This is a genomic window from Flavobacterium sp. 140616W15 (genome assembly GCF_003668995.1).
In the GTDB taxonomy this organism is placed as follows: domain Bacteria; phylum Bacteroidota; class Bacteroidia; order Flavobacteriales; family Flavobacteriaceae; genus Flavobacterium.
The window spans coordinates 767,435-784,720 of record NZ_CP033068.1 but is presented as its reverse complement, the minus strand read 5'-3'; the positions used below and the strand labels follow the sequence as shown (position 1 = coordinate 784,720).

The window sequence follows — 17,286 nt, the reverse complement described above, 5'->3', positions numbered from 1 at the left end:
TATATATTATGGATGATAATTTTTCACCAAGAGTAAAAGATGTTATTACCTACAGTAAAGAAGAAGCCTTAAGATTGGGACACGACTTTATTGGTACTGAACATTTGATGCTAGGCATTTTAAGGGATGGAAACGGAAAAGCCATTCATATATTAAATAACCTAGAAGTTGATTTAGAGCATTTACGTAGGAAAGTTGAAATACTGAGTCCTGCCAATCCTAGTGCCGAAATCAATGTAGAAAAAAAGAATCTCCATCTTACACGTCAAGCGGAGAGAGCATTAAAGACTACATTTCTAGAGGCCAAAGTATTCCAGAGTTCATCTATTAGTACAGCGCACTTACTTTTATGCATCTTACGAAACGAAAACGATCCAACAACCAAGCTATTGAATAAGCTAAAAATAGATTATGACGTAGCTAAAGAACAATACTTAAATATGACTCCAAGCGAAGAAGAATTTTTAGAAAACTTGCCAAGAAACGAATCATATAATGATGATTCAGGACAAGATGACAGTCTTAAAGAAGGAAGTTTTAATAATCCAGCCAATAAGTCCAATAAAAAATCTAAAACACCTGTTTTGGATAATTTTGGGAGAGATTTAACAGAAATGGCCGAGGAAGGAAAACTTGATCCTGTTGTAGGACGTGAGAAAGAAATTGAACGCGTTTCGCAAATTTTAAGCCGTAGAAAAAAGAACAACCCTTTATTAATTGGTGAACCTGGAGTAGGAAAATCTGCTATCGCAGAAGGTCTTGCCTTACGTATTGTTCAGAAAAAAGTATCTCGTATCTTATTTCACAAACGTGTGGTAACCTTAGATTTAGCAAGCCTTGTAGCAGGAACAAAATATCGTGGTCAGTTTGAAGAACGCATGAAAGCAGTAATGAATGAATTAGAAAAAAATGATGACATCATCCTTTTTATCGATGAAATTCATACCATTGTTGGTGCTGGAGGTGCAACTGGATCTCTAGATGCTTCTAATATGTTTAAACCTGCCTTATCAAGAGGAGAAATCCAATGTATTGGAGCCACTACACTTGATGAGTACAGACAATATATAGAAAAAGATGGTGCGCTAGAAAGACGTTTCCAGAAAGTAATTGTAGAACCAACTTCTATTGAAGAAACAATTGAAATTTTAAATAACATTAAAGACAAATACGAAGATCACCACAACGTGACTTATACACCCGAAGCAATCGAAGCTTGTGTAAAATTAACAAGCCGATATATGTCGGAACGTTTCTTGCCAGACAAAGCTATTGATGCTCTTGATGAGGCTGGATCTCGTGTACATATCACTAATATTGATGTTCCAAAACAAATTTTAGATTTAGAACGTCAACTGGAAGAAGTGCGTGAAAACAAAAATGTAGTTGTCAAAAAACAAAAATATGAGGAAGCAGCTAAACTTCGCGATGATGAAAAACGCATCGAAAAAGAATTAGCCGTAGCTCAGGAACAATGGGAAGAAGATTCTAAAAATAACCGAATCCTTGTAACCGAAGATAATGTTGCCGATGTAGTATCTATGATGACAGGAATTCCTGTAAATAGAATTGCACAAACAGAAAGCAACAAATTGGCTAAATTACCTGAATTAATTCAAGATAAAGTAATTGGTCAGAACGAAGCTGTTTTAAAAATCGCTCGTTCTATTCAACGTAACAGAGCTGGTCTTAAAGACCCAAACAGACCTATTGGATCATTCATTTTCTTAGGACAAACTGGTGTTGGTAAAACACAACTAGCAAAGGTTCTGGCAAAAGAATTATTCGATTCTGAAGATGCTTTGGTTCGTATTGACATGAGCGAATACATGGAGAAATTTGCTATTTCTCGTTTAGTTGGAGCGCCTCCGGGGTACGTTGGTTACGAAGAAGGTGGACAATTAACTGAAAAAGTTCGTAGAAAACCTTACTGTGTTGTACTTTTAGATGAGATCGAAAAAGCACATCCAGATGTATTCAATATGATGCTTCAGGTGCTTGATGATGGATATTTAACAGATAGTTTAGGTCGAAAAATTGACTTTAAAAACACTATAATTATCATGACTTCAAATGTTGGAGCAAGACAATTAAAAGATTTTGGTCAAGGAGTTGGATTTGGAACTGCTGCTAAAATTGCTCAAGCCGATGATAATTCGAAAAGCATTATCGAAAACGCATTGAAGAAAACATTTGCACCAGAATTCTTAAACAGAATTGATGATGTTATTGTATTCAACAGCTTAGAGAAAAGCGATATCGATTTGATTATCGAAATTGAACTTAAGAAACTATACGCACGTGTAGAAGAATTAGGATACAAACTAAACCTTACTGATAAAGCAAAAGCATTTATCGCAGATAAAGGGTTCGATAAGCAATTTGGAGCAAGACCTCTAAAAAGAGCGATTCAAAAATACGTTGAAGATATATTGGCAGAAGAGATCATTACTTCTAAAATTGCTTCGGGCGATGAAATCTTGATTGATTTAAATGAAGAATCACAAGAACTTACTGTTGATGTTCATAAAGCCGAAGAGCCAACTAATCAATAAAGTAATTTATTTTTTATAACAAAATCTAAACCCGTTACGTTTTTTATAACATAACGGGTTTATTCTTTATATTAAATCGGTAAATTATTAAAAACAAATTTCTATTTTTGATAAGTCAAACAAATCAAATTATGCTTCAAAATAAAGTCATCTTAGGTAGCGAAGAATGGTGCTCTTTTCCTGAATTAGGTATCCCAACAATTAAAGCACGTGTAGATTCAGGTGCAAAAACCTCGGCGATGCACGCCATAAACATAGCTCCTTTTATAAAAAATGATGCTAGTTGGGTTAAATTTGATATTAATCCAATACAAAACAATACAAAAACAATAATACACTGCGAAGCTCCCCTAGTAGATAAAAGGGTAGTAAAAAGCTCTAGTGGGTTTAGAGAACAACGCTATGTTATACAAACAAACCTAAAAATTGGCGATTCTAAATGGCCTATAGAAATGACTCTGACCAATCGTGATTCTATGGGTTTCAGAATGCTTTTAGGTCGTGAAGCCATGAGTGGCAGAGTACTTGTTGATCCTGAAGAAAAATACCTTTTAGGTCAACCTACTTCTGACGCGTTAAAAGAATTATATCAAAACTCCGAAAAAGCAACTTCGGGGCTACGAATCGGACTTTTGGCAAGTAATCCTGAATTATACAGCAATAAACGAATCATGGAGGCTGGCGAAATGCGAGGTCATGACATGCAGTTTTTGAATATCAAAGAATGCTACATGAAACTCGATGCCAAAACTCCCGAAATTCACTACCGTGGTGGTAAAATATTGAATCAATTTGACGCTATTATCCCGCGTATTCGTCCTAGTATTACGTTTTACGGCTGTGCACTAACACGTCAGTTTGAAGCTTTGAAAGTTTTTTGCTTAAACTCAGCTTCTGCAATAACCCAATCACGTGACAAATTATACTCGTTACAATTGTTACTCAACAGCGGAATCGACATTCCGACAACTGGTTTTGCTAATTCTCCATTAGATACCGATGATTTAATAAAAATGGTTGGAGGTTCTCCTCTAATCGTAAAACTATTAGAAGGTACTCAAGGTAAAGGCGTTGTATTAGCAGAGACAAAAAAGGCTGCAGAAAGTGTTATCAATGCTTTTAAAAGCCTAAATGCCAACATTCTGGTACAAGAGTTCATTAAAGAAGCAAACGGTAAAGACATTCGTTGTTTTGTAATCGACGGAAAAGTAGTTGCTGCTATTCAGCGTGAAGCTATGCCGGGCGAATTTAGAGCAAACATTCATTTAGGTGGAACTGCATCGATATTAAAAATTACAAGCGAAGAAAAAAGAATCGCCATAAAAGCCGCCAAAGCAATGGATTTAAAAGTTGCTGGTGTTGATATTATCCGTTCATCCAAAGGTCCTTTATTGCTAGAAGTAAACTCATCTCCTGGATTAGAAGGAATTGAAGGTGCAACCAATAAAGATGTAGCAGGTGAAATGATAAAAGCTATTGAGAAGAATTTTAAACTTAAATAGCCTGCTAGATGCAATTATTTTAACACATAGAAGCATCGATTTACAAAACTTAGAAAAGACGTTTCACTTAAAATAAATCACATAAGACTATGTGAAAAAAATATATTTTTCTTGAATCACCTTTGATTATCAATTTTATCTCGATACCTATCGCGACTATGTTTCTATGTGTTGAATACCATTTTTACAAGCCAAACGAAGCAAACAGACGCAGTAATAGCAATTAACGAGTTAAAATAATGCTCTATTAATCGTATATTCGATTAAATCATTAAACTAGAAAATATGAATCCATATCTTGATATTGTTATCAGAAGTGCTTCGGTTTACTTTTTTATGGTGATTGCATTACGCGTTTTTGGTAAAAAAGAATTATCACAGCTTAATACTGCCGATGTAATCCTGATTTTATTAATTAGTAATGCTGTTCAGAACGCAATGGTTGGCAGTGACACAAGCCTCTTGGGGGCATTGCAGCTGCTGCCGTATTGTTTATCATTAATTACACTTTTAAAAAGCTTACTTATAAATCTAAATTCCTGCACAACCTTTTGCTCGAAAAACCAGAAGTTCTGATTCATAATGGACATATCGATTTTAAATCGTTAAGCAAATTAAACATCACATCTGATGAACTTGAGGAAGCCATGCGCGAACATGGCGTAGCGCATTACAAAGAGGTAAAATTAGCCATGCTGGAGATAGATGGTACAATTAGTATTATTTCGCAAAATAACGAGCATTTAAAGCAAACGATTTACAAACGAAAACACAATCATAAAAATTTCCAGAAGTAGTTTTAGGCAAGTCGAAAGTTTAAAAGCCTAACTGGATATTTCAATATCAACTAATTAGAAAAAATATATTTAAGGCTATACTAAATAAATCTCTCGCCAAGTCGCCAAGCCACAGTTTTAAAAAGTTGTTTTCTTAGCTCCTTTGCGACTTTGCGTAAAAAATTTTAGTCATAATTGACTTAGAAAACTTTGCCCCATAGCTATTGTGATAATTTACATTTAAATATAAAACATGGTATTTGTAACGAGGTACAAAACATACAAAAACTACATTTTACAAAGTAGATTCAATTTTATACAAGTATTTTGCTACCTTTAACTCATTAGATTATATTAATTTTGAAACCATGACGCACACAAATAGCAATCAAAAAATACACCAAGGCAGAAATATAAAACGTTTCCGTGAAATGTTAGGAATAAAGCAAGAAGTACTTGCATTTGAACTTGGCGAAGACTGGAACCAAAAGAAAATATCTCTACTAGAACAAAAAGAAGCTATAGAAACTAGCATATTACAACAAGTATCTCAAATACTTAAAATACCTGTAGAAGCTATTGAAAACTTTGACGAAGAACAAGCCATAAATATTATAGCTAGTAATTTTCATGGTGATGCAGTTGCATATGCAGAAAACTACAAATGTACAATCAATCCAATCGAAAAAATCATCGAACTTCATGAAGAGAAAATCGTCCTTTATGAGCGTATGCTTAAAGAAAAAGACGAAATGATGTTGAGGTTAGAGAAGTTGATTCAAAACAAATAGACAACATTACAAATAGTATATAAAAGCTTAACCTTTGGTTAGGCTTTTTTTATGGGCTAGAAAGTCATTATTAATACCAAGGCGTTAAAAATTATTTATAACGATTCTTTTTATGTTAATAAATAACAATATTTCCCTATAATTTTGATTTATTTACGGAATTCCGTATTTACATTAACAAAGTTTTCAATATGTTTGTAAAACTAATTTTACGAAATATAACTATTGTAGCTTTTCATTTAATAGTACTGTGAAAAGTTTTGAAAAGGAGAAGTTTTATACAATTTTAGAAACCAGAAATAGAAAAAATACTATGAGATTAAATATGCAGATTAGAAAAATAAAATCAATCGAAAGTCTTGATATAGATTTATCCATAGAAAAAGGACTTTATGCAATTACTGGACAAAATGGTTCTGGAAAAAGCACAGTGGTAACTTCTGCATCAAGTGTTTTTTTTAACCTACCAATGCACGACTATTTTGGCAAAACAGATGAAGATGCAAGCATTTCTTTTGCTCTAAATGGAGCAACAAGAGCTTGGACAAAAAAAGATGGAAAATGGCTTCAAGAAAGAAATGGTTTTATGGACATAAAAGGATTCTATGAAGGTAGTATAATTTTTGGAAATAGATTTAGAAACACCAACTTTGAATTACTTTCAAAATTAGACCAAATAAATGACAGCATTCTAGAAAATGGATCTGATTTTATTAGAGAAAATCTAGGAATCATTCTTCACAATAATAAAAATTTCTATGATAAACTTCTTAAATTAAATGGATTTAAAGTTAAGCAAACTGTAAAGGTAAATGGCGACATTTTTTATTATCAGAAAGGAATAAAGAGGGTAAGTCAATTTCATATGTCAACAGGTGAAAATTTATTAATTAGTGTTTTAAATTCAATTAATATACGTAACTCTGACAGAGCAAATCTTAGAAAGCCGTGTATTTTATTTCTTGATGAAATTGAATTAGCTCTACATCCATCATCATTAAAACGATTAGTGTTTTTCTTAAAAGAAATGTCAAATCAATATAATTATGCAATTTATTTTTCAACCCATTCAATTGAACTAATTAGTGCGATTGAACCTGAAAACATTTTCTTTTTAGATAGACATTCAGACAATTCTTTAGAGGTCTTAAATCCCTGTTATCCAGCATACGCAACAAGGATCTTATACGATCATTCGGGTTACGATTATATTATTTTAGTTGAGGATGATTTAGCAAAAGAAATTGTAAATAGAATTCTAAGAAAATATTCCTTGTTATCAAATAAACTGGTTCACGTATTACCTTGTGGTGGCTATTCTAATGTAATAGAATTAGCAAAAGAAGTGATAAGTAGTAATTTAGTTGGTAAAACTTCAAGTATTTCAATTATTCTTGATGGTGATGTAAAAACAGACGCAGAAAATTATATTACAAAAAATGAAATTAATAATAATATACCTTTAAATTATTTACCAATTGAAAGCCTTGAAAAATACTTAAAGAAAAATCTATGCGATAATGTTGATCATAAACTCTTTAGAACATTAAATGATTTCATTTTCCATCAAGTTAGTTTAACTTCAATAATTGAAAACTACACAAATACAATACAAACCGGAAGTGATAATAATGGGAAAAAACTTTATAAATTAATTGACAATGAATTAAAAGCTAGAAATAAAAGCAGGAACGAAATAATAGAAATGATAGTTGACTATTTAATAGCAAATAAACCTACAGAAATTGACAAAATTATTGAATTCTTAAGAAAACAATTTGAATGAAAATCATACCTAGGAGCCGTTTGAAGAGATTTAGTGGATATATTAAATTTAAAGACCATCTGAACTTTTGAAATTTATATATAACAGATCTTTCTCCCTCCAAAACCTCTCTCAAAACCTCAAAACTGTTATCTAAAATCATACCTACAAAAAGTACTAAAAACCACCAAAAATAGTATGCCAGCAATTTTAATAGAAGTTAGAAAAGACTATAACGAAGAAGAAGGCACTAGAATTATCGATGCAGTTCATTCAGCAATGGTAACCGCTTTTCAAATCCCACCCGAAGATAAAACCGTTCGGCTTTTGGTTCATCCGCCGCATCGTTTTGCAGTTTCACCAACTAAAACGCAACCTGAATTATACACTTTAATCAGTATTGATGCCTTTTCGGGGCGTTCAATTGATGCGAAAAGGAAATTATTTAGTGAAATCGCTAAAAATTTATCTGAATTAGGCATCCCTAAAGACCATATTTTAATTGTTGTTAGAGATAGCAAAAAAGAAAGTTGGGGTGTTCAAGAAGGTCAATCAGGACATGATGTTGATTTAGGATTTAAGGTTGAAGTTTAAAATAACAGAACAACTACACACAAACATATTTAAAGAATTGAAATGGGTGTATATTTGGCTTTTATTTTAGTAAAAGAAGTTAACCTCAAATCTAAACAACAACAATAATGACAGAACAAACGGCAGAATTGACATTTATAAAATCAAGTAGAAAAAGGCGAATTGTAGCTTTCCTAATCGACCATTCCGTAATGTCATTTTTAATAGTTTCAATTGTATTTACTGCACTTGGATCAAATTTCATGGACGAAAACAATCCAGTAAAAATGGTAACAACAATGTTCTTTGTGATGGTACCTGGTTTGATTTTATATTTTGCAAAAGACAGCTTTAAAGGAATTAGTCCTGGTAAATGGATCATGGGAATTATGGTTCGTGATGACAACAATCAAAACGAAATTCCTTCATTTGGTCGTTTATATTTACGAAACTTATTCCTTATCATCTGGCCAGTTGAATTTATTGTTTTAGCGACAAGTGACCAGAAAAAAAGACTTGGCGATAAAGTAACTAAAACAATTGTTGTAAAAAACCCAAATAAACCCAAACAACTTCCTCGAATTTTAGCTTTAGTTACTCTTGGAGTTATATTTTTTGTGTTTGTATTTTTATTCGCAGGAAATGCAATGAAAAACTCAGATGCGTATAAAGTTTCAATAAATGAAATAGAAAAAATGAAGAAATTATAACTGAAACTGGCGGTATTAAAGGCTACGGAATGATGCCAACTGGAAATGTGAGTATTTCTAACGGAAAAGGACAAGCACAATTTGAAATTAAAGTTTTAGGAAACACAAAAGACTTAAACATAAACCTCTATTTAGAAAAAGAACCAAACGGACAATGGAGGCTAATAGAAATGCAAAAATAAATCGACAGCTTACAGGAAAATACAAAACAAAAGAGAGAGGATAATTTCGATGAAATTATCCTCTCTCTTTTTATAAAATCACTTTAAATATCTAGAACCAAATCTTTAATCGTTGTATTTGATAATCCAAACGGTTTAAGTCTGTGATTTAAATTCACCAGAATATAATCTTCTTCTACAGGAAATCGTTCTGCAATGCTTTTGTAATGTTTCAACAGTCTTTTATCTTCTACTCCATCTAAGGCTTGCAGCGCTGTATGAACAACTCTATTTGCACTATCATTCAAGCCAACAATAAAAGCATCCAGATAGCTGTTTTTATTACTTAATTGCCCAAGCATATAATATGCAGTAACTCGTATGCTCTGATCCTTATTTTGAGTAAAAGGAACTACAAGATATCCATAATCGATATTCATTTCTTTTAGTAGATACACACAAAAACTAAAAGTTTCGTCATCATTTATCCTGTCTATATTCGACTCAATAATGCCCAACCAATCTGCGCTATTCTTTTTTGCGTACCAAAATACGAATTGAAAAACATGCAATAAACTCTCATCTGCAAAATCTACTAAATAAGGATATGCCCGCTCATAATCAAATTTTGTAAGTAGCTGAAGTAATTCTTTTTGAATCTCGTTATTACTGTTTTTATATTCTTCTTCAATTATATCTAATGTCTCAGCATCTAATTTTTGTTTGATTAAAATTCCTGTCAAACAATCGCTTTTAACCTCATCGTCATCAGTCGAGAAGTACGTTTTTAAAATATCCTGCGTGGCACCACCTATTCGATACCCAAACCATCCTGCGTTTTCCTGCATTAAATCACCAGAAATTACTTCGTCAAGCCATCTTTCATACCAATCTAAAAAATTCAACTCAAAAGTAAATTGAGGTTTGTATCTTTCGCTATTAATATTTACCACTCTTCCTTTAAACTCTCCGTTTAAAACTAGTGCATGATAACTTGAGCAGCCTTGTGTACCAATTGGCAATATCCCTCCATATATTTTACCTAATTCCTTTTCGTAATCCGCATCAGAAATTGTGTCCTCTTCAATCTTTTCAGTAAGGTTTTCCCAGTGTTCTTCTGACATTTTGGGATACAATACACAATCTCCTTTTAAGTATTCCTTAGTATTTTCATAGATTAATTCATTTACATTTTCGCCCAACGGATATATTCCGTAAAAAGGTCCTGCTGCCGAAGATGAGAATGATATTCCCCCATTTCCAATATTCATTAAAAATACTTTATAACAATTAGGGAGTTGTACGTCATATTCACTTTCAAATTTTAAAATAGCTTCGCTACTTGCAACTTCTCCCAGAACATACTCGTGACCAGATGCGCCAAATACTTTTAAATCTTTATCTGTAGCTTTAGCTTCAACTAGCTTGCTTTTAATCCTTTCTATTTGTTCTGCTGCGAACTTATTATTCGATTCTTCCATTTTAATCCTTATTCTTTCTTGCTTTTTTAGAATAGAATAAATGTACTCTATTTTAGTTTCAAAGCAAATTCATTACAACAAACAAAAAAGCTAGTTTCAATAAAGAAACTAGCTTTTTATATGATTTTAAAATGCGATTTTAAATCTCACATTTTATAAATGTCCTTTTACTTTTATATAAAAATACTAAGCGTATAATATATTATTGCAGCCAAAAGAGCCGAAACTGGTATTGTTAATACCCAAGCCCAAAGTAAACTTACGGTTACTCCCCAACGAACTGCAGATACACGTTTTGTTAATCCAACTCCGATGATAGAACCTGTAATTGTATGTGTTGTACTTACTGGCACTTTAAAATGCTCTGTAAAATATAGCGTTAATGCTCCTGCAGTTTCTGCAGCTACACCTTCAAATGAAGTTACTTTAGTGATTTTAGATCCCATTGTTTTCACAATTTTCCAACCTCCGCTTAATGTTCCTGCAGCAATTGCAGAATAACAAGCTAAAGGAATCCAAGCTGGCATTTTGAACGCTCCATCATCTGACGGAAGTACCACATCTAACCATTCATCCATATGAATACCTGGATTTGAATGAATATAAACCGCAACTGCTGCTGCAATAATACCCATTACTTTTTGTGAATCGTTACCACCGTGACCTAAACTAAAAGCAGCAGAAGATAGTAATTGCATTTTTTTCAAAGCACTATCTGCCTGATGTAGGTTTAAGCTACTAAATATCAAAGCAAATGCCGAAACTGAATAGATAATAAAACCTACCAAAAACCATTTTATATTGTGCGATTCAAATACTACACTCCAAAAATGAGATGATTCAAAACGAGGTTTCCCACCGTTTGCTATAATTGTTTCATAAGGAATCATTTGATAATAAATGAAAATACCTGTAAAGATCATTAAAGCAATTGTAAACAATTTTGGTAAAATACTTTTCTTAGAAGAGTTTAATAACCAAATAGAGATAAGATACGAAGCTAATGCTCCTAATAGCGGCGCCAAAACAATAAAAGCAACAATGATAAGGACTCCCGAGGGCATCCCTCCATCTTTTCCTGCTTTGTACCAACTGACTATATCGTACCAATATTGTGTTGTACCGTCTTCACCAACATAACCTGAGAAACCATGTACAGCAATTGCATGAGCAATAGCAGCACCTGCAAAACCTCCAATTAATGTATGCGATGAACTTGAAGGAATTCCGAACCACCAAGTTAATAAGTTCCAACAAATAGCAGCAATAACCCCTGCTAAGATAACAACTAGATCGATTTGCATGGTATTTGCGGTTTTAGCAACAGTATCTGCTACTCCAAAACCGAAAACCCAATATGCCAAAAAATTAAAAAAGGCTGCCCAAACAACGGCCTGAAAAGGCGTCAATACTTTTGTGGCAACAACTGTAGCAATAGCATTTGCTGCATCATGAAAACCATTGATGTAATCAAAAATTAAAGCTAATACTATAATAATTATAAGTAGCGTCATAAAATTATAACTTCAGAATGAAATTGAATTGAAATTAAGAATGTTTTACAGAAATAGATTCTAGTATGTTTGCAACACTCTTACATTTATCTGTAGCAGATTCTAAAACAGATAACACTTCTTTATATTTAATAATATTTTTAGCGTCTGTTTCGTTTTCAAAAATTTCAAAAACTGCTTTGTTATAAACATTATCCGACTTGTTCTCTAGTTTGTTAATTCTAGCACATGCGTCTTTAATGACTTTAAAATTTTCTAAATTTCTCAATTCTTTTACTGCACTATCAATATTTTGACAAGCCTCAAGATTGATTTCGGTCATTTTTCTGATTGATTTTGTAATCTTATCAACTTGGTACAATCTCATTCTACTTGCTGCACCATGTAAATAATCAGCTACATTATCAATAGAAGTAATCAAAGTATGAATATCTTCTCTATCGAATGGAGTAATGAAGTTTCTGCTTAACTCCAAATTTGTCTGACGGGTAATATCCTCGCCTTTTTGTTCCAATTCATCTATCTTTTGAAAAAGTACTTCTCTTTCTTTTAAAGGAAGATTTACTGCTTCGTGTAAATTAGAAGCTAATTCAATTAGATTACTTGATGCTTCTTCAAAAAGTGGAAAGAATTTCTTGTCTTTCGGCACTAAAAATTGGAAAATACTGTTTATTGACATTTTTACGTTTTTAATACTGCAAAATTACTTCATTATTCTTTCGTTATGTTAAGCCATTGTTAACAAATCGTTTTCAATTTGAAAACTATTCAAGAATGAAATTGTTTTTTCGATATCATAATGTAAGATTCTATCCTCAGTAACCAATGGCACTACCTCGCGGTAGCTACTTAAAAACATCTCTATAAAATCGCTAGATTTCATTGGTTTTCTATAAGCAATTGCCTGTGAAGCATTCAGTAATTCGATAGCCAAAATACGCTCTAAATTATCCATAACACGCAATGCTTTTGTAGCTCCATTTGCTCCCATACTCACGTGATCTTCTTGTCCATTACTTGAAACAATACTATCTACACTTGCTGGAGTTGCCAATTGCTTGTTTTGACTTGCAATACTTGCTGCGGTATATTGTGGAATCATCAATCCTGAATTTAATCCTGGATTATCTACTAAAAATGCTGGAAGATTACGCAATCCCGAAATTAACTGATAGGTTCTTCTTTCAGAGATACTTCCTAATTCAGCCAAAGCAATTGCCATAAAATCTAAGGCTAATGCCAAAGGCTGTCCGTGGAAATTACCTCCTGAAATAATCTGATCACTTTCTATAAATATATTAGGATTATCGGTAACTGAATTTATCTCTATTTTAAAAACCTTGCTTACATAATCAATTGCATCTTTTGAAGCCCCATGAACTTGTGGCATACAACGGAATGAATATGGATCCTGAACATGTGTTTTTACTTGTTCAATAATTTCACTTCCTTCTAAAAGTTCTTTGATGCGCTGTGCAGTAACAATTTGTCCTTTATGAGGGCGAATAAAGTGAATTAATTCGTTAAAAGGTTCAATTCTTCCATCAAAACCTTCTAGAGAAATAGCTCCAATTAAATCGGCTAAATAAGAAAACTTATAAGCTTTCATTAATATATGCGCTCCGTAAGCACTCATAAACTGGGTTCCGTTTAATAATGCCAATCCTTCCTTAGATTTTAAGATAATTGGCTCCCAATTAAAATGCTTTAAGATTTCGCTTGAATGCACTTTCTTTCCTTCAAAATATACTTCACCTTCACCTAATAATGGCAATGATAAATGCGCTAATGGCGCTAAATCTCCAGATGCTCCTAGTGACCCTTGTGTATATACAACTGGTAAAACATTATTGTTGTAAAATGATACTAAACGCTCTAATGTTACCAATTGAATCGCCGAATGTCCGTAACTTAAAGATTGTATTTTAAGCAACAACATCAGTTTTACAATTTCTTGTGGTACCTCATCACCTGTTCCGCAAGCGTGCGATTTTACAAGGTTCTCTTGTAGTTTAGATAAATTCTCATTGGATATTTTTACATTACAAAGCGATCCAAATCCTGTATTGATTCCATAAATAGGATCTGAATGCGAAGCCATTTTTTTATCTAAGTAATCTCTACATTTCTGAACATTAACTTTAGCCTCTTCAGACAGTTCTAATGTTTTTTGCTCTACAATAATTTCTTGTAATTGTTCTAAATTCAGTAACTCTGTACTGATATAATGGATATTGCTCATATTACTTTGTATTTGAATGTCAAAATTCAGCAAATCAATATTAAAAAGCAACCTTTTTTGCTAATAATTAAAAATACTATATCGATACATCAATAGCAAGAAATCTCTTTTATCTTACAAAAACCTGTATTCATCAATCATTAGACAGATTACAAGTGCAACGTCCAAAGTATTTATAAAAAAAAAGCATAGAACATAATCTCAATATTTTTTACTGTTTTATCTAAAGTTTGTACAAAAATTATGTTTTACAACAAACTGAATACATTTTTTGTCTAATTATTTTAAATCCGCTCTCCATTTCAGAAAAATAACATTCTTAATCTCAGGTAAATATATGAATCTTCTATTTTGAAGCATTAAATTTTACCAAATAATCAGAATTAGAATATTGTCCTACCTATTATTAAAATATTCGTAAAAATCCGATTAAATTTTTTGCTCACTATAAAAACCTGTACATTTGGAAAATCAAAAATGAAAGATAACAGTATAAAATATCACTCTTCGATAACAACTCAAAACTGGGTTGCAATTACTGCTACAACAACTTCTACAATTACTACTACCCCTTAGGGGTATACATTTTTACATATAATCCAGGCTATCCATACTTTTTTTCTTGAAAGAAAAAAGGCATTGAATACGTATAAACACTTGCATTTATAAAATAACACACACACAATGAAAATATTAAAATTTGGTGGAACTTCAGTCGCCAATGCAGAAAATATAAAACGAGTTTTAGAAATTGTAAACCAAAAATCAGAACAAGATCAATTAATAGTTGTCGTTTCTGCTTTAAGCAAAGTAACTGATTTACTTCAGACTGCCGCCGCAAAAGCTGCTTCTAATGACGAAAGTTATAAAGATATAGTTGCCGAAATTGAAAAAAAACATTTAGACACTTTAAAAGCGCTGATTCCTGTTAGCGAACAAAGTAGCTTATTAAGCCACGTAAAAAGAATTATAAACCACCTTGAAACATTACTTGATGGCTGTTTCTTATTAGGTGAGCTATCTAATAGAACTGCCGATACTATCCTTAGTTTTGGTGAATTGCTTTCGTCTTATATTATTGCCGAGGCTTTAAAACAAACGAATAAAAATAGCGGTTATAAAGACAGCCGTGAACTTATTAAAACCAACAACCACTTTGGAAAAGCTGCTGTAAATTTTGAAGTTACAAATCAATTAATACGCGATTACTTTTCTGAAAACAAAGCTCAAGTTGTTATCATGCCCGGTTTTATTGCTTCCTCTCTTGATGGGATCATTACTACATTAGGACGTGGTGGATCGGACTATTCTGCAGCAATTTTGGCTGGAGCTCTTAATGCCAAAGTTTTAGAAATATGGACTGATGTAAACGGAATGTACACTGCCAATCCTAAAATAGTTAAACAAGCACAACCAATTGTAACAATCTCTTATCAGGAAGCGATGGAGTTATCACACTTTGGTGCTAAAGTTTTGTATCCACCTACAATTCAGCCTGTTCTAAGAAAAAATATTCCTATTGTAATCAAGAATACTTTTGAACCTGAATCTGAGGGAACTTATATTTCAAATCAAATTTCATCAAAAGATACTATTGTAAAAGGAATTAGCCATATCGATAATATTTCATTAATAACTCTTGAAGGTCCGGGAATGATTGGAGTTTCTGGCTCTTCAAAGCGCCTTTTTGAAGTTCTGTCTAACGAGAGTATCAATGTTATTTTTATAACTCAAGCTTCATCTGAGCATTCTATTTGTATTGGAATTTTAAATGCTGATGCTGAAAATGCTGAACAAGCAATAAATGGTGCTTTTGAAGTAGAAATTATTCAAAATAAAGTTGATCCTTGCATCGTAGAGAAAAACCTTTGCATTATTGCTTTGGTTGGCGAAAACATGAAAAACCATCAAGGTCTAAGCGGAAGAATGTTTAGTACTTTAGGGAAAAACAATGTAAATATTCGTGCTATTGCTCAAGGTGCATCCGAAAGAAATATCTCGGTTGTAATTAACGAACGTGATGTAAAAAAAGCGTTGAATACTCTACACGAGAACTTCTTTGAAGAAAACACCAAACAACTCAACCTGTTTGTAATGGGAGTTGGAAATGTGGGTGAAAAATTCATTGAACAGATTCATAGTCAAAGAAAGTTTTTAAAAGAAAACCTAAAAATAAATGTTCGCGTTATTGCCTTGTCTAATTCGAGAAAAATGATTTTTGATGAAGATAGCATTTCTCTTAAAGAGTGGCAATCGGCTCTTGAAAATGGAGAAACTGCCAACAAGGAGGCTTTTATTGCACGTGCTAAAGATTTGAATTTACGTAACAGTATTTTTGTTGACATTACTGCAAATGCAAGTGTTTCTGAGACTTACGAAGAGTTCTTGAAACAAAGTATTGCTGTAGTTACTTGTAATAAAATTGCTTGTTCATCTGAATATGACAATTACAAGAAACTGAAAAATTTATCACGTCAGTTTAACGCTCCATTTTTATTCGAAACTAATGTAGGTGCTGGATTGCCAATTATAGATACTGTAAAAAACTTAATCGCTTCTGGTGACAAAGTACACAAAATTCAAGCTGTTTTATCTGGAAGCTTAAATTTTATCTTTAATAATTTTGATGAGAACAACTCTTTTCATGATGTTGTAAAAGAAGCGGGAGTACAAGGTTTCACAGAACCTGATCCAAAAATTGACTTAAGCGGAATTGATGTAGCTCGAAAAATCCTGATTCTAATTCGCGAAAGCGGTTACGAAATGGATATTGATGCTATTGCGAATGAATCTTTTATGCCTGCTGAATCTCTTGCTACAACTAACAATGAAGACTTTTTTGCATCTCTAACAAAACATGCTCCACATTTTAAAGCTATCTATGACGAAGCGCTAAGTAAAGATTCTAGGTTAAAATATGTAGCGCAATTCGAAAACGGAAAAGCTAGTGTTGGATTACAATTTATACCTAAAGATCATCCGTTCTATAATCTGGAAGGAAAAGATAATATCGTATTGTTTTACACTGATCGTTATGTTGATCAGCCTTTGCTTATAAAAGGTGCTGGTGCCGGAGCTGCAGTTACTGCTTCGGGGATTTTTGCAGATGTAATTCGAATTGGAAATGTGTAAAATTTTGTTTCAAGTTTCAAGTTTCAAGTTGTTGTAGCGCACCCTATAAAACCTGAAACCTGAAACCTGAAACTAGAAATAAAA

The 17,286-nt window shown here is 32.6% G+C and carries 12 protein-coding genes and 1 pseudogene; 9 read left to right on the top strand and 4 right to left on the bottom strand.

Annotated features, from left to right (window positions below):
* Positions 1–8: 8 nt before the first annotated feature.
* From EAG11_RS03430 to EAG11_RS22075, 8 genes and pseudogenes are all read left to right on the top strand, one after another.
* Complete coding sequence (locus tag EAG11_RS03430; RefSeq protein WP_129537913.1) at positions 9–2,555, top strand: ATP-dependent Clp protease ATP-binding subunit; 2,547 nt, start codon at positions 9–11, stop codon at positions 2,553–2,555.
* Between the two features lie 131 nt (positions 2,556–2,686).
* The gene (rimK, locus tag EAG11_RS03425) at positions 2,687–4,057 is read left to right on the top strand and encodes a 30S ribosomal protein S6--L-glutamate ligase (protein WP_129537912.1); all 1,371 of its coding nucleotides are present in this window, start codon (positions 2,687–2,689) and stop codon (positions 4,055–4,057) included.
* A 285-nt stretch (positions 4,058–4,342) separates the two neighbouring features.
* Positions 4,343–4,854 (top strand): annotated as a pseudogene (locus EAG11_RS03420) (DUF421 domain-containing protein).
* 347 nt (positions 4,855–5,201) lie between these two features.
* Complete coding sequence (locus tag EAG11_RS03415) at positions 5,202–5,624, top strand: helix-turn-helix domain-containing protein (protein ID WP_129537911.1); 423 nt, start codon at positions 5,202–5,204, stop codon at positions 5,622–5,624.
* A 250-nt stretch (positions 5,625–5,874) separates the two neighbouring features.
* Entirely contained in the window at positions 5,875–7,410 is a 1,536-nt protein-coding gene (locus tag EAG11_RS03410; RefSeq protein WP_207209619.1) for an ATP-dependent endonuclease, read from the top strand.
* Positions 7,411–7,587: 177 nt separating this feature from the next.
* Positions 7,588–7,983: a tautomerase family protein gene (locus EAG11_RS03405; protein WP_129537910.1), complete on the top strand. Its 396-nt coding sequence runs from the start codon at positions 7,588–7,590 to the stop codon at positions 7,981–7,983.
* Between the two features lie 107 nt (positions 7,984–8,090).
* Positions 8,091–8,672 (top strand): RDD family protein, encoded by a 582-nt coding sequence (locus EAG11_RS03400; protein ID WP_242499254.1) that lies wholly within the window; start codon positions 8,091–8,093, stop codon positions 8,670–8,672.
* Positions 8,673–8,701: 29 nt separating this feature from the next.
* The gene (locus EAG11_RS22075; RefSeq protein ID WP_242499253.1) at positions 8,702–8,854 is read left to right on the top strand and encodes a hypothetical protein; all 153 of its coding nucleotides are present in this window, start codon (positions 8,702–8,704) and stop codon (positions 8,852–8,854) included.
* 83 nt (positions 8,855–8,937) lie between these two features.
* On the opposite strand, the gene EAG11_RS03395 is transcribed toward EAG11_RS22075, so the two are convergent.
* From EAG11_RS03395 to hutH, 4 genes are all read right to left on the bottom strand, one after another.
* Positions 8,938–10,314, bottom strand: coding sequence for an SMI1/KNR4 family protein (locus tag EAG11_RS03395; RefSeq protein WP_129537909.1), 1,377 nt, complete (start codon positions 10,312–10,314; stop codon positions 8,938–8,940).
* A gap of 173 nt (positions 10,315–10,487) precedes the next feature.
* Positions 10,488–11,828 (bottom strand): inorganic phosphate transporter, encoded by a 1,341-nt coding sequence (locus EAG11_RS03390; protein ID WP_129537908.1) that lies wholly within the window; start codon positions 11,826–11,828, stop codon positions 10,488–10,490.
* A 34-nt stretch (positions 11,829–11,862) separates the two neighbouring features.
* Positions 11,863–12,507, bottom strand: coding sequence for a DUF47 domain-containing protein (locus EAG11_RS03385; protein ID WP_129537907.1), 645 nt, complete (start codon positions 12,505–12,507; stop codon positions 11,863–11,865).
* 48 nt (positions 12,508–12,555) lie between these two features.
* Positions 12,556–14,070, bottom strand: a complete 1,515-nt coding sequence (gene hutH, locus EAG11_RS03380) for a histidine ammonia-lyase (protein ID WP_129537906.1) — start codon at positions 14,068–14,070, stop codon at positions 12,556–12,558.
* A gap of 684 nt (positions 14,071–14,754) precedes the next feature.
* On the opposite strand from hutH, the gene thrA reads away from it, so the two are divergent.
* Entirely contained in the window at positions 14,755–17,202 is a 2,448-nt protein-coding gene (thrA, locus tag EAG11_RS03375; protein ID WP_129537905.1) for a bifunctional aspartate kinase/homoserine dehydrogenase I, read from the top strand.
* The last annotated feature ends 84 nt before the right edge of the window (positions 17,203–17,286 follow it).

Excerpts from the sequence above, each read along its gene's own strand:
- EAG11_RS03395 (WP_129537909.1), bottom strand. The coding sequence starts at position 10,314 with ATGGAAGAATCGAATAATAAGTTCGCAGCAGAACAAATAGAAAGGATT.
- rimK (WP_129537912.1), top strand. The coding sequence starts at position 2,687 with ATGCTTCAAAATAAAGTCATCTTAGGTAGCGAAGAATGGTGCTCTTTT.
- EAG11_RS03390 (WP_129537908.1), bottom strand. The coding sequence starts at position 11,828 with ATGACGCTACTTATAATTATTATAGTATTAGCTTTAATTTTTGATTAC.
- EAG11_RS03430 (WP_129537913.1), top strand. The coding sequence starts at position 9 with ATGGATGATAATTTTTCACCAAGAGTAAAAGATGTTATTACCTACAGT.
- EAG11_RS03405 (WP_129537910.1), top strand. The coding sequence starts at position 7,588 with ATGCCAGCAATTTTAATAGAAGTTAGAAAAGACTATAACGAAGAAGAA.
- EAG11_RS03415 (WP_129537911.1), top strand. The coding sequence starts at position 5,202 with ATGACGCACACAAATAGCAATCAAAAAATACACCAAGGCAGAAATATA.
- EAG11_RS22075 (WP_242499253.1), top strand. The coding sequence starts at position 8,702 with ATGATGCCAACTGGAAATGTGAGTATTTCTAACGGAAAAGGACAAGCA.
- hutH (WP_129537906.1), bottom strand. The coding sequence starts at position 14,070 with ATGAGCAATATCCATTATATCAGTACAGAGTTACTGAATTTAGAACAA.
- thrA (WP_129537905.1), top strand. The coding sequence starts at position 14,755 with ATGAAAATATTAAAATTTGGTGGAACTTCAGTCGCCAATGCAGAAAAT.
- EAG11_RS03400 (WP_242499254.1), top strand. The coding sequence starts at position 8,091 with ATGACAGAACAAACGGCAGAATTGACATTTATAAAATCAAGTAGAAAA.
- EAG11_RS03385 (WP_129537907.1), bottom strand. The coding sequence starts at position 12,507 with ATGTCAATAAACAGTATTTTCCAATTTTTAGTGCCGAAAGACAAGAAA.